Source organism: Variovorax saccharolyticus, from assembly GCF_030316765.1.
In the GTDB taxonomy this organism is placed as follows: Bacteria; Pseudomonadota; Gammaproteobacteria; order Burkholderiales; family Burkholderiaceae_C; genus Variovorax; species Variovorax saccharolyticus.
In genome coordinates this window covers 1-12,739 of sequence record NZ_JASZYT010000006.1, presented here as the reverse complement: position 1 = coordinate 12,739, position 12,739 = coordinate 1, and the positions used below count along the sequence as shown (strand labels likewise).

Genomic DNA, 12,739 nt, shown 5'->3' with positions numbered 1-12,739 from the left:
ACTAGAGCTGGGGCATTCAGTGGCTACAAAAAAGACGGCAGTCGTCATCAACAAGAGCGGTAAGAAGGCGGGCGATCCGATCGCCTTGGACGGCGCGGCGCCGCTCAAGATCAAGGCCTTGCCGAACGTCAAGTACCTGCTCAAGACCGAGGGTGAGGTCGGCCCTGAAAACGCCACCCTGACGCGCGTCGGCAGCGACCTGCATGTCACGCTCGAAGGCGAGACCAGCCCGGCGCTGGTGCTGGCGCCAGCGGATACAGGGCCGCATTGGGCTGGTAGCACTCGGGCATCAGGGCCAGCGTTTCGCTGAACTGGTGCGCCAGCGCCGGGGGCGTGGCGATGGCGTCGCCGATCACATAGTCGGCCAGACGCGGTTCACCCAGGCTTCCGATGTAGCCGAGCCACGAGGCGATCACGGGCGCAGGGCGCAGGGCGGTGATCGCGAGCCGCGCATGGGTGGTGTAGCCGGTCAGGTCGACCAGCACGTCGATGCCGTCGTCGCGGATGCGCCGCGCGGCATCGAGGTCGTCCATGGCGCCGATGTCGGTGAAGTGGTCGGTGGCGCGTTGCAGGGCGCGGCGCTGCGGGTCGTCGGCTGGCGGGCCGTAGGCGTAGAGGAACACTTCGGACTGCGTGCGATCCCGCGCGGCGATCACCTCGGTCACCAGGTGGGCCACCGGGTGGTTGCGGAAGTCGGCCGACAGGTAGCCGATGCGCAACGGGCCTTCGCGCGCCATGGCGGCGGAGACCAGCGGCGGCTGCGCCAGCGCCCAGGCCCATCGCTTCGTTGCAAAGCGCCGCGCTGCGCTGCGCTGCAGTTCGGCGCCGCACTCCGGCCAGGCCAGCAGATAGAGGGGTGCCAGGTCGCTCGCCCCGTCGCGCTCCAGTGCCGCCACGAGACTGGCGACCGTCGCCCTGCCGTCGGCGCGCCAATCCGCGACTTCGCGGCAGAGGCCGAGTGCGTTGCCGATGAAAGCGGGATCGCGCGGATCGAGAAGGATGGCCTGCCGGTAGTACTTCAGCGCCTCCGCGGGCTGCTTCAGCCGCTTGAGCAGGGCGGCCAGATTGCCGATGGCCGGCAGGAAGCGGGGTTGGAGCCGCAAGGCCTCGCGATAGCACTTCTCGGCGCCGGCCAGATCCTTGCGGTTCTCCAGTTCGTGTCCCAGGTTGGTATGGGCATTGGCGTAGTCGGGTTTGGCCGCCAGCGCCTGCCGGTAGCAATGCAGGGCCTCGTCGCGGCGGCTGGCCTGGAAGCTGCGCGTCAGCAGGTTGCCCAGGTTGTTCCAGGCCTTGGCCTGCCGCGGATCGAGCGCCACGGCCCGCCGGTAGGCGGCTTCGGCTTCATCGGGTCGATGCAGCGCATTCAGCGTGACGCCGAGGTTGGTGTGGGTCTCGGCGCCCGCGCCTGCTGCGATCGCTGCCTGCAGATAGCGATCGGAGGCCGGCAGGTCGTCTTGCAGGAAACAGGCCGCGCCGAGCAGCGAGAGGCCGTCCCGATGATGAGGTGCTTGCGGCAGCAGCTTGTCGCGACACAGGGCGATGGCCGCCTCCCAGTGGCTTTGCTGGTACAGCGCCAGGGCTTGCTCGTAGAGCGCGTCGGGCCCGGCCGGCTTCGGCGCCGCCGCGAAGCGGGAAAACAGGGGGTGAGGTTTGGCAGCTCGGGGTCGGTTCATGCGAAGACGGATGGACAGGCAGCGTGCACTCTAGCGGCGCACTTGCGTCTGTTTCATCGGCCTGCGCGCGGCTCCCGGCAACGCGCCGTATCCGGTCGCATATCAGGAAAGTGACTGCGGCATGAACCGTCTTTTCGGGCGTCGGATCGGCCCGAGACCCCCAGGTTTCAACACCCTGCGAGGCGGCTGGTCAAAGCATCACCGTGCCATCCACGCAGGTCACCGAATCCCCCCCGACCCACACCTGCCCATCGGCATCGCGCCGTATGTGCACGCGTCCCGCGCGTCCCAGGGTCTGGCCCTGCGCGGCCACGTAGCTCTCGGGCAGATGCCCGTCGGCGATCAGCCATTGCGCCAGGCTGGCATTGAAGCTGCCCGTGACCGGGTCCTCCTCGACGCCGATCGGCGCCGCGAAGGCCCGCACCTCGATGTCGGCCGGCGCTTCCTCCGAGCGCGCGAAGGCGCGTGCCTCGCGGTTGGAGCGCCCGATCAGGCGCGGCGAATCGTCCGCGGCCGGAAGGCCCGCGACGCCGACTTTTTGCCCCAGCTCGCGCAGCGCCCGGTGGTCGGGCTTGAGCGTGAGCACCGTGTCGGCATCGTTCAGCAGCAGGCCCAGCCATGCAGGGCCGTTGTCGAGCAACTGCGCGGCGACGATCTGCGGCGCGCGAAGTCCGAGCGCGGCGGCGACCTTGGCCAGCAAGGTCGGGCTCGGCGCAATGCGGCGCACCGGCGGCGCGGCGAAAGCCAGGCGCTCGCCCTCGCGCCGGATGGCGACCAGTCCCACGGCGCTCTGCTGGACGATCTGTGCCGCCGCCTTCGGCTTGCCGCCGGCCTGCAGCCAGGCATGGCAGCTGCCGAGCGTCGGATGGCCGGCGAACGGCAGCTCGCCGCCGGGCGTGAAGATGCGCACGCGGTAGTCGGCCGCCGGTTCGGTCGGCGGCAGGATGAAGGTGGTCTCGGAGAGATTGGTCCAGGCCGCGAAGCGCTGCATCGCGGCGTCGTCGATGCCGCTGCCGTCGAGCACGACGGCGAGCGGATTGCCGAAATAGGGCGTCGAGGTGAAGACGTCGACTTGCTTGAAGGGGCGGGAGGTCATCGGAGTCATTCGAGTGCGAGATCGAGCACGCCGCGCGCGCCGGCACGGGTGCGCAGGTCGGCGAACCAGCGTTCGACGTTCGGCCACGACGGGCGCGTGTATTCGGTCTGCGGCAGGCCGAACCAGCGGTGCGCCTCGCAGCCGACCGGAATGTCCGCCATCGTGAATGCATCGCCGAGCATGAAGGCGCGGGTCGCCAGGTGGGCGTCGAGCAGCGCGAACAGCGGCTCGGTGGCGCGCACCGAGTAGGCGATAAGCTCGGGCTGGCGTTGCTCGGGCGGCGTGCGCACCCATTGCCTGAAGGCGCCGCCGCTGACCGGGTTCAAGGTGGTCTGCTGCCAGTCCATCCAGCGCTCGGCGTCGAAGCGCGCGGCCAGCGGCTCGGGGTAGAGCTTGCCGGGCGAGTGTTTGGCGCACAGGTAGCGCACGATCACGTTCGATTCCCACAGCGTGACCCGGTCCGGGCCTTCGCCGTCGTCGATGGTCGGCACCATCGCGTTCGGATTGAGCTGCAGGTATTCGGGCGTCTGCACCACACCGAAGCGGCCGCCGGCCTCGGTGCGCTGGAAGTCGAGGCCGAGTTCCTGGGCGCACCAGACCACCTTGCGCACGTTGATGGAGCTGATGCGCCCCCAGATATTGAGCATGTCAGAGTCCCTTGATAGGAGGGCGGTCGAGCAGGAGCAGCCGGAGCGCCAGGGCCGCCATCATCGCAGCCAGCAGTCCGCGCTGGAAGCCGGCCGCACCGCGCCGTTGCAGCCAGCGGCCGACCTGACCGCTGCAGGCGCCGAGCGCGGTGTTGAAGACCAGGCCGGCCAGCGACAGCGTGATGCCCAGCAGCACCAGTTGCAGCGGCACGCTGCCACGCGCCGGGTCGACGAACTGCGGCAGGAACACCATGAAGAACAGCAGCGCCTTCGGATTCACGAGATTGTTGAGCCACGCGCTGCGCACCACGCGCCTGAAAGTGGCGGTCTCGGCGCCGGCCTTGGGCTGCGCAGCACCGGCGCGCAGCGCCTGCCAGGCGAGCCACAGCAGATAGAGCGCGCCGGCGTAGCGCAGCAGGTCGAAGGCGGGCGGCCAGGCAGCGACCAGTGCCGTGATGCCGGTCGCTGCCGACACCGTGTGCACCAGGTCCGCCGCGGCGATGCCGAGCCCGGCCGCGAAGCCGGCGCGCGGTCCCATCGACACCCCGTGCGAAAGCACGAAGGCCATGTTGGGTCCGGGCGAGACGAACAGCGCCAGCACCGCGAGCAGGAAGAGCAGGAAGCTGCTGCCGTCGATCATCGCGGGGCTGTCGGGGGATCAGGCGGGGCTGGCCGCCAGTTGCCGCTGCACCTCGGCCGCCGCATGGTGGGCGAGCTGTTCGCGCACCACCTCGGCCAGCGCGGCGATCGCGGTGTCGATCTCGTCGACGCTCGCGGTCACGAAGGACAGCCGCAGCGTGCGCGGGTCGCCCTCGCCGGCGTAGAAGGGCGCGCCCGGCACGAAGGCCACGCCCCGCTCGACCGCCTTCGGCAGCAGCGCCACGGTATCGATGCCCTCGGGCAGCCGGACCCACAGGAACATGCCGCCGGCCGGCTTGACGAATTCGACCGACAGGCCCTTCATCTCACGCTGCAGCGCCGCCACCATGGCTTCGCACTGGCGCTTGTAGAGCGCCCGGATGGTCGGCACGTGGCGCGACAGGAAGCCGTCCTTCATGACCTCGTGGACCATGCGCTGGTTGAAGCTCGGCGAATGCAGGTCGGCCGCCTGCTTGGCCTGCAGCAGCTTCGGGAAGATCGACTTGGGCGCCACCATGAAGCCCAGGCGCAGGCCCGGTGCCAGCACCTTCGAGAACGAGCCGAGGTAGATGCAGCCTTCGGGATTGCGCGCCGTGAGCGGCAGCGCCGGCGCCTGGTCGAACCAGAGCTCGCCGTAGGGGTTGTCCTCGACGATCGGCAGGCCGGCCTTGGCCGCCGCCGCGGACACCGCAGCGCGGCGCTCCTCGGTCATGGTGCGGCCGGTCGGGTTCTGGAAGTTGGGCAGCAGGTAGACGAAGCGCGCGTCCTGCGCCTTGGCGATCAGGTCGTCGACCACCACGCCCTCGCTGTCGCTGGCGACGCTGACCGGCTCCGGCTCCATCGGCGAGAAGGCCTGCAGCGCGCCGAGGTAGGTCGGGGTCTCGACCAGCACGCGGCTGCCGGGGTCGAGCAGCACCTTGGCGACCAGGTCCAGGCCCTGCTGCGAGCCGGTGGTGATCAGCACCTGGGCCGGGTCCACCGGCCAGGGCAGCATCGCGGCGACGGCTTCGCGCAGCGGGCCGTAGCCTTCGCTCGCGCCGTACTGTAGCGCGGCCTGGCCGTCCTTGTGCAGCACCTCTGCACAGGCCTCGGCGAAGGCGTTGATCGGGAAGGCCTTCGGCGAAGGCAGGCCGCCGGCCAGGCTGATGATGCCGGGTCGTTCGGTGACCTTGAGGATTTCACGGAGCACCGACGGATTCATCTTTTCGGCACGGGCGGCGAGTTTCCAGTTCATGTTTTTTCCTTGAAGGTGCGGAAGATTAGCGGGTCGCCGTCGCAACGACGACCGGGGCGCGCGGCTGGGACAGCTTCTTGCCGGCGACGACCGTGGCCACCACGGCCGCGGCGAAGCCGAGCGTGACCACGTCGAGCGGTTCGCCGAGCAGCGGCACGGCGGCGAGGATCGACAGGAAGGGCTGCAGCAGCTGGGTCTGGCTGACGCGCAGGGCGCCACCCATCGCGAGGCCGCGGTACCAGGCGAAGAAGCCCATCCACATCGAGAACACGCCGACGTAGACGAAGCCGATCCAGGCCGAGGCCGCGACCGGCTGCTCGGGCCAGAGCCACAGCGTGCCCGGCAGCGTCACCGGCAATGCCAGCACGCAGACCCAGCAGATCACGCGCTCGGCCCCCAGTGCCGGCGTCACCTGGGCGCCGTAGATGTAGCCCAGCGAAGCCGCGATGACCGCGCCGACCAGCAGCACGTCGGCCCATTCGAGGCCGAAGCCGCCGCCGTGCGACTGCGCCCGCAGCAGCGAGAACACGACCACCAGCGCGCTGCCCGCGATGGCGCAGAGCCAGAAGCCGAGCCGCGCCCGCTGGTGCAGCACCCAGGCGGCGCAGGCCGCGGTCACCAGGGGCAGCAGGGCGGTGATCACCGCGGCGTGGCTGGCAGTGACCACGCGCAGCGCATAGGCCAGCAGCAGGGGGTAGCCGACCGCGTTGCCGAGCACCGCCATGCCGAGCGGCTTCCAGTGTTGCCGCTGCGGCCGGGGCGAGCGGGTGGCGAGCAGGAAGATCACCGACAGCACGCCGGCCAGTGCTGCCCGCCCGAGCGTCACGAACCAGGGCGACAGCTGGGGTGCGGCCTGCGTCCCGGTGGCCAGCCGCGTCATCGGCAGCGTGACCGCGAAGAAGGCCACGCCGAGCACGCCCAGCCACATGCCGAGGGTCTCGTCCTTGATCTTCATCTTCATACGCCCACCATCCACCAGGCGGTGAGCGCCAGCACCGCCGCCATGGCGCGGTTGAACCACAGCAGGCGACGGCCCTGGGCCAGCCAGTTGCGCAGCAGCGCGCCGGCCAGCGCGTAGGCGAAGTTGCTGGCGAAGGCATAGACCAGCATCACGGGCGCCACGATCGCGAAACGCCGCAACGGGTCGGGCTGGCCGGCGATCCAGCCGGCGACCAGCGTCAGCGCCAGCAGCCAGGCCTTGATGTTGAGGAACTGCAGCATCACGCCCTGCGTGAAGCCGACCTGCATCCGGGCGCCATCGGCCTGGCCCAGCGTGCCGCTGCGGCTGAGCTTCCAGGCCAGCCACAGCAGGTAGGCGATGCCGAAGGCCTTGATGACCCAGCGCAGCGAGGGCGCCGCCATCACGAGTGCGCCGACGCCGGCCGCGCACAGCGCGAGCAAGAGGCTCCAGCCGACCGGCACCGCCCACACGAAGCGCATGGCGCGCGGCAGGCCGCCGTTGGCGGCGAGGGCGGTCGACAAGGTGGTGTTGGGACCGGGCGAGAAACTCATCGCCGTGGCCAACACCAGCAGCGCTGTGAATTCTTGCCAGTTCATGACACACACTTTAAACTGATGACCATTACAGTACCGATACAGATATGCGAACATGCACCCGGTCTGTATCGGTCGATCCGTCGACACAGAGCCTCATCCGTCATGCTGACACGAACTTCTACTCAGTCGCTGACCGGCCAGCTGGCCGACCGCTTCTCCGAGCGCATCCGCAACCGGCTGCTGGCACCGGGGGCGCGCTTGCCGTCGGTGCGCGAGTGCGCACGCCAGCAGGGCGTGAGCCCGCACACCGTGGTCGCGGCCTACGACCAGCTGCTGGCCCAGGGCCTGGTCGAGGCGCGCCGACAGCGCGGTTTCTATGTGCGCGATTCGGCAGCGGCCGGCGGCGGGCTCGAGACTGCCAGCACCCGCTCGACGCCGGCTCCGGCGCCCGTGCCCCTGGTGGCGGCCGATGCCAGTGCGCTGATCCGCGGCATGTTCCATCGTCCGAGCGACAAGCCGCAGCCGGGCATGGGCGTCTTCCCCTCCGACTGGCTGGAGTCGACCTTCATGCCGGCGGCGGTGCGCCGCGTCACCAGCAGCAAGGCGCTGCAGGAGCTGTCGCTGCAGTATGGCGAGCCCGCGGGCGACGGCGGCCTGCGCCGCAGCCTGTCGACCAAGCTGGCGGGCATCAACGTGCCGGCGGCGCCGGAGCAGATCGTCACCACCATCGGCGCCACCCACGCGCTCGACATCGTGAGCCGCACCCTGCTGCGCGCCGGCGATCCGGTGATGGTCGAGGAGCCCGGCTGGGCGCTCGAATTCGCGCGGCTCGAGGCGCTGGGCATGCGGATCCTGCCGGTGCCGCGCAAGGCCGACGGGCCCGACCTCGAGGTGATGGAGCGCTACTGCACGGCGGGCGACGCCCACAAGCCCAAGCTCTTCGTGAGCGTGAGCGTGCTGCACAACCCGACCGGCTACAGCCTGACGCCAGGGAGTGCGCACCGCGTGCTGCAGCTGGCCAACCGGCACGACTTCCACATCGTCGAGGACGACACCTACAGCCACCTGGCGCCCGAGCATGCGACCCGCCTCAGCGCGCTCGACGGCCTGCAGCGCACCATCTACGTGGGCGGATTCGCCAAGATCCTGGCGCCGAACTGGCGCATCGGCTTCCTGGCCGCCTCGCCGGCGCTGGTCGGCCGCCTGCTCGAGACCAAGCTGCTCGCGACCCTGACCTCGCCGGCGCTGTTCGAGCGCGCGCTGGCCTGGTGCATCGACCAGGGCCAGCTGCGCCGGCACGCCGAGCGGATCCGGGTCAGGCTCGATGGCGCGCGCGGCCGCACCGTCAAGCTCGCCTTGGCGGCCGGCTGCACGCTGGCTTCGGAGCCGGCCGGCCTGTTCGGCTGGGTCGATACCGGCGTCGATACCGATGCGCTGACGCAGCGCATGCTCGACGAGGGCTACCTGCTGGCCCCCGGCTCGCTGTTCCATGCCCGGCGGCCGCCGACCACGCTGATGCGGATCAACTTCGCGACCGCCCAGGACGCCACCTTCTGGAAGGTCTTCGCGCGCGTGCGCGACCAGCTCTGACGCGCCTACAGCAGGGAGTCGGGTGCCAGCGGGCCGAACAGCTTCAGCATCAGCCGCAATCCGGCGCTGGTGTCGGGCTCGCTGGTGGCGTCCGCCAGGCCGCTGCCCTCGGGCGCGTGCCAGACCAGCCGCCCGTCGCTGCGCTCCACGCGCCACGAGCCTTCGCGCATGGCCCGGTCGATCTTCTCGCCGGCCACGCGCGAAAGTACGTCGCTGCGCACCAGCACCGCGATCTCGGTGTTCTGCAGCTGTGAGCGCAGGTCCAGGTTCATCGAGCCGACCACCAGCAGCCGGCCGTCGATCACCAGCACCTTCGAATGCAGCATCGAGCGCGATTCGCCCGCCATGCTGCCGCTGCCCGAGCCGAAGGCGCTGCCGAGCCCGGCCTGCTCGCTGCGCAGTTCGTAGAGCTCCAGACCCATCGCCAGCAACTCGTCGCGATGCCGCGCGTAGCCCACGTGGGCGACCGGGGCGTCGTTCGACGCCAGCGAATTGGTCAGCACGCGGACCCGCACGCCGCGCGCCTTTGCCGCGGCGAAGGCCTGCTTCATGTCGGCGCCCGGCACGAAGTAGGGCGAGATGATCAGCAGGTCGCGGCGCGCGGTTCCGATCAGCTGCAGCAGGCCGTCGACCACGGTCTCGCCGTCGGCCGCAGCGCTGGCGGCGGCATCGAGCGAGTCGCCGCTGCGCGCGGCCTGGCGCGGCGTCTTCCCGTTCTGCCGCGTCACCGTGAGGCCCGGGGCCTTGCCGGTGTCGGGGCCGGCGCTGTCGGCCGGGATCTTGCCCGGCTTGTCGGCCAGCACCACCGCCGGGGCCCAGACGAAATCGGCCGTGCGCAGGTCCATCGGCTTTTCGTCCCAGGCCTGCGCGCGGGCGTCGGCGGCCGATGCGCCGTCGCCGCTGCCTGGATCCCCTGCGGGCGGCACCGGCGCGGCGGCCGCGCGTTCGGCTTCGGCCTTCGACTCGGCGCGCGCCTTCTCGCGGATCTGGTCGAGTTCCTTCGCCGTCACCAGCGATTGCACCGGATAGGCGCGCTCGTTGTTCCAGTAGGCATCGAAGCTGCGAGACAGGTCCTGCACCAGCGGCCCGGCCACCAGCACGTCGAGATCGATGAAATTGCCCTTGTTGTTCTTGCCGAAGTAGGCGTCTCCGAGGTTGCGGCCGCCCGCGACCGCCAGCACGTTGTCGGCGATGAATAGCTTGTTGTGCATGCGCTGCTGGATCCGCGAGGCGTCCTCGATCGAGCTCATGAACCGGCCCAGGGTCGAGGCGCGCGCGCCTGCCAGCGGATTGAACATCCGCATCTCGACGTTGGGCACCAGCGCCATCCGCATCACGACCGCGTCGCGGCCGGTGCTGTGGAAATCGTCGAGCAGGATGCGCACGCGCACGCCGCGCTCGGCGGCCTCGCGCACCGCGCGCAGCAGCCGGGCGGTGCTGGCATCGGCGTGAATCGCGTAGTACTGGAGGTCGAGGGTCTTCTGCGCACCTTCGACCAGCGCCAGCCGGCTGCCGTAGGCGGCCGGCGGTCCATCGAGCAGCACGAAGCCGGTCGTGTAGCGCGTCCCCGCCGAAGCGCGGCGCTGCTGCACCAGTTCGCCGAGCGGCGTGCCCGCCGGTGAGGCCAGCGCGGCCGAGACCGGCCGGTCGACATTCTTCGGCAGCTCGGCGCAGGCGGCGAGTCCGACGGCCAGCAGCAGTGCAAGAGCGACGCTGCGGCACAGGGCTGCGGGTCGCCCGAGGGCGTAGAGAGGAGGCATGCGGCGAGGAAGGAGCCAGGACAGGCCCTGTATAGCGCGCCGCCGCGCCTCGCCGCGTCGGACAAGGACGCCAGTCGGTCCGGCGTCAGGCCGCGTCCGGGGCGGGCCCGCGCACGGCCGGTGCGTCGGCTAGCGCGCGGCGCCCAGCGTTTCCCAGCGCTCCAGCGCCGCCAGCAATTCGTCGTCGATGCGGGCGTGTCGCTCGCCGAGTTCGGCCGCGCGCGTGGCGTCGGTGGCGTAGATCGCCCCGCCATCGAGCGCGAGCAGTTCGGAAATCCGCTTCTGCTCGTCTTCCAGCTCGGCGATCAGTGCCGGCAGGGTCTCGAGCTCGCGCTGCTCCTTGTAGCTGAGCTTCTTGCGCGCCGCGGCCGGCTTGGCGCTGGCCGCGGGGGCCGCCGCGGGCGCCACGGCCGGGGTGGCCGGTGCTGCAGCCGGCGGCGCGGCGGCGCGCTGCTGCGCGATCTCTCTGGCCCGCTTCGATTGCGTCAGCCAGTCCTGCACGCTGCCTTCGTATTCGCGCCAGCGGCCGTCGCCCTCGAAGGCGATCGTGCTGGTCACCACGTTGTCGAGGAAGGTACGGTCATGGCTCACGAGGAACACGGTGCCGTCGTAGTTCTGCAGCAGGTCCTCGAGCAGTTCCAGCGTGTCGATGTCGAGGTCGTTGGTCGGCTCGTCGAGCACCAGCACGTTGGCCGGCCGCGCGAATAGGCGCGCCAGCAGCAGCCGGTTGCGCTCGCCGCCGCTCAGCGAACGCACCGGGGAATGGGCCCGTGCCGGCGAGAACAGGAAGTCGGCCAGGTAGCTCTTGACGTGCTTGCGCTGGTTGCCGATCTCGATCCATTCGCTGCCCGGGCTGATGAAGTCCTCCAGCGTGGCGTCGAGGTTCAGCGCGTTGCGCATCTGGTCGAAGTAGGCCACCTGAAGATTGGCGCCGCGGCGGATCTTGCCGCTGTCCGGCTCGAGCTCCCCGAGGATCAGCTTGAGCAGCGTGGTCTTGCCGGCGCCGTTGGGCCCGATCAGGCCGACCTTGTCGCCGCGCAGGATCGTGCCGGTGAAGCCGCGAATGACGGTCTTGTCGCCGAAGGACTTCGAGGCCTCGGTCAGTTCGGCCACGATCTTGCCGCTGGCCTGGCCGGAGGCGACGTCCATGTTGACGCTGCCCTGCACCTCGCGCCGAGCCGCGCGATTGGCGCGCATCTCCTGCAGCCGGCCGATCCGGCTCTGGCTGCGCGTGCGCCGCGCCTCGACGCCCTTGCGGATCCAGATCTCTTCCTGCGCGAGCAGCTTGTCGGCCTTCGCGTTGATCACGGCTTCCTGGGCGAGTTGCTCTTCCTTCTGTATTAGGTATTGCTCGAAATTGCCTGGGTAGGAGCCCAGCTTGCCGCGGTCCAGCTCCACGATGCGGGTCGCGACCCGGTTGAGGAAGCTCCGGTCGTGGGTGATGGTCACCACGCTGCCCTTGAAGTCGATCAGGAGCTGCTCGAGCCATTCGATCGAATCGAGGTCGAGGTGGTTGGTGGGTTCGTCGAGCAGCAGCACGTCGGGCGCCGCCACCAGCGCCTGCGCCAGTGCGACCCGCTTGCGCGTGCCGCCCGAGAGCGAGCCGATGCGGGCCGCGCCGTCGAGGTGCAGGCGATGCAGCGTTTCTTCCACGCGCTGCTCCCAGTTCCAGGCATCGTAGGCCTCGATCTGCGACTGCAAGGCGTCCAGGTCCAGGCCCGGGGCGCCCGACAGATATTGATCCCGGATGGCGATCACCTCGCCGAGGCCGGCGCTGGCGGCGGTGAATACATCCGCCTCCATGTCCAGCACCGGCTCCTGGGCCACGTAGGTGACGCGCACGTTCTGTTGAATCTGCAGGGTGCCGTCGTCGGGCTTCTCGAGCCCGGCCAGTATCTTGAGCAGCGAAGACTTGCCGGCGCCGTTGCGTCCGATCAGGCCGATGCGCTCCGATTCGATGAGGGAGAAGTCCGCATGGTCGAGCAGCGGGACGTGGCCGAACGCAAGTTGCGCGTCGAGGAGTGTGATGAGTGCCATGTAGGAGCGATTATCGGAGCGAAGCGCCGGACGGCCCTCAAAAATGGCATATACTCGTGGGCTCGGCTCAAGACGCGATGGCAACATCGCAGCAAGGTCCGGGAAATGTCAGGAGTCGAGCCCGAAGCGAGTCGGAAGGCGAGACAAAAAAAAGGCCCTTCGGTCTTGATCTGGTTCTAAAAACTGTGTCACAATCGAAGGCTCCGCTGAAAACGACGGCGACGAAGCAGCCTCCGGGTTGCGAGTTGATCGAAGTGACTGGCGGGAAAGAAAAAGCCTCCCGAGGTTGACGAAGTTGAAAAAACTGTGTCATAATCGAAGGCTCCGCAGAAAACGCGAACTGCAGCAGCTTCCCAGCGAAGTGACTGAAGCAAGCGAAAGAAAGCGAAAAAAGTTTGCCGGTTCTTAAAAAACCGTGTCATAATCGAAGGCTCCGCTGATCGCAGCGAAGCAAACAAAACAAGAGATTGTTTTGACGGATCGTTAAAAATATACAGCCGATAAGCGTGGGCGTTTGAGGCGAATGGCTAAGTTCTTCGGAACAAAGTCTTCAAGACTTTAAACGC

The 12,739-nt window shown here is 69.2% G+C and carries 11 protein-coding genes; 1 reads left to right on the top strand and 10 read right to left on the bottom strand.

Features of this window, described 5'->3' with window-relative positions:
* Nucleotides 1–16: 16 nt before the first annotated feature.
* From QTI45_RS18535 to QTI45_RS18500, 8 genes are all read right to left on the bottom strand, one after another.
* Entirely contained in the window at nt 17–205 is a 189-nt protein-coding gene (locus QTI45_RS18535; protein ID WP_286655496.1) for a hypothetical protein, read from the bottom strand.
* A gap of 1 nt (nt 206) precedes the next feature.
* Complete coding sequence (locus QTI45_RS18530) at nt 207–1,673, bottom strand: O-linked N-acetylglucosamine transferase, SPINDLY family protein (RefSeq protein WP_286655495.1); 1,467 nt, start codon at nt 1,671–1,673, stop codon at nt 207–209.
* Between the two features lie 190 nt (nt 1,674–1,863).
* Nucleotides 1,864–2,769, bottom strand: coding sequence for a PhzF family phenazine biosynthesis protein (locus QTI45_RS18525; RefSeq protein WP_286371905.1), 906 nt, complete (start codon nt 2,767–2,769; stop codon nt 1,864–1,866).
* A 5-nt stretch (nt 2,770–2,774) separates the two neighbouring features.
* Entirely contained in the window at nt 2,775–3,416 is a 642-nt protein-coding gene (locus tag QTI45_RS18520) for a glutathione S-transferase (RefSeq protein ID WP_286371904.1), read from the bottom strand.
* Nucleotide 3,417: 1 nt separating this feature from the next.
* On the bottom strand, nt 3,418–4,056 hold the full coding sequence (locus QTI45_RS18515; RefSeq protein ID WP_286371903.1) for a LysE family translocator: 639 nt from the start codon (nt 4,054–4,056) through the stop codon (nt 3,418–3,420).
* 18 nt (nt 4,057–4,074) lie between these two features.
* Nucleotides 4,075–5,289, bottom strand: coding sequence for an aminotransferase-like domain-containing protein (locus QTI45_RS18510; protein ID WP_286371902.1), 1,215 nt, complete (start codon nt 5,287–5,289; stop codon nt 4,075–4,077).
* Between the two features lie 25 nt (nt 5,290–5,314).
* Nucleotides 5,315–6,250 carry a DMT family transporter gene (locus QTI45_RS18505; protein ID WP_286371901.1) on the bottom strand — a complete coding sequence of 312 codons (936 nt, stop codon included), beginning with the start codon at nt 6,248–6,250 and terminating at the stop codon, nt 5,315–5,317.
* Nucleotides 6,247–6,846 carry a LysE family translocator gene (locus tag QTI45_RS18500; RefSeq protein ID WP_286371900.1) on the bottom strand — a complete coding sequence of 200 codons (600 nt, stop codon included), beginning with the start codon at nt 6,844–6,846 and terminating at the stop codon, nt 6,247–6,249. The genes QTI45_RS18505 and QTI45_RS18500 overlap by 4 nt, the downstream gene beginning before the upstream one ends.
* A 102-nt stretch (nt 6,847–6,948) precedes the next feature.
* On the opposite strand from QTI45_RS18500, the gene QTI45_RS18495 reads away from it, so the two are divergent.
* Nucleotides 6,949–8,376, top strand: a complete 1,428-nt coding sequence (locus tag QTI45_RS18495) for an aminotransferase-like domain-containing protein (protein WP_286371899.1) — start codon at nt 6,949–6,951, stop codon at nt 8,374–8,376.
* Nucleotides 8,377–8,381: 5 nt separating this feature from the next.
* Here QTI45_RS18495 and QTI45_RS18490 read toward each other — a convergent pair whose 3' ends face one another.
* Nucleotides 8,382–10,136, bottom strand: a complete 1,755-nt coding sequence (locus QTI45_RS18490; protein WP_286371898.1) for a phospholipase D family protein — start codon at nt 10,134–10,136, stop codon at nt 8,382–8,384.
* Nucleotides 10,137–10,265: 129 nt separating this feature from the next.
* Nucleotides 10,266–12,173 carry an ATP-binding cassette domain-containing protein gene (locus tag QTI45_RS18485; RefSeq protein WP_286371897.1) on the bottom strand — a complete coding sequence of 636 codons (1,908 nt, stop codon included), beginning with the start codon at nt 12,171–12,173 and terminating at the stop codon, nt 10,266–10,268.
* Nucleotides 12,174–12,739: the final 566 nt, after the last annotated feature.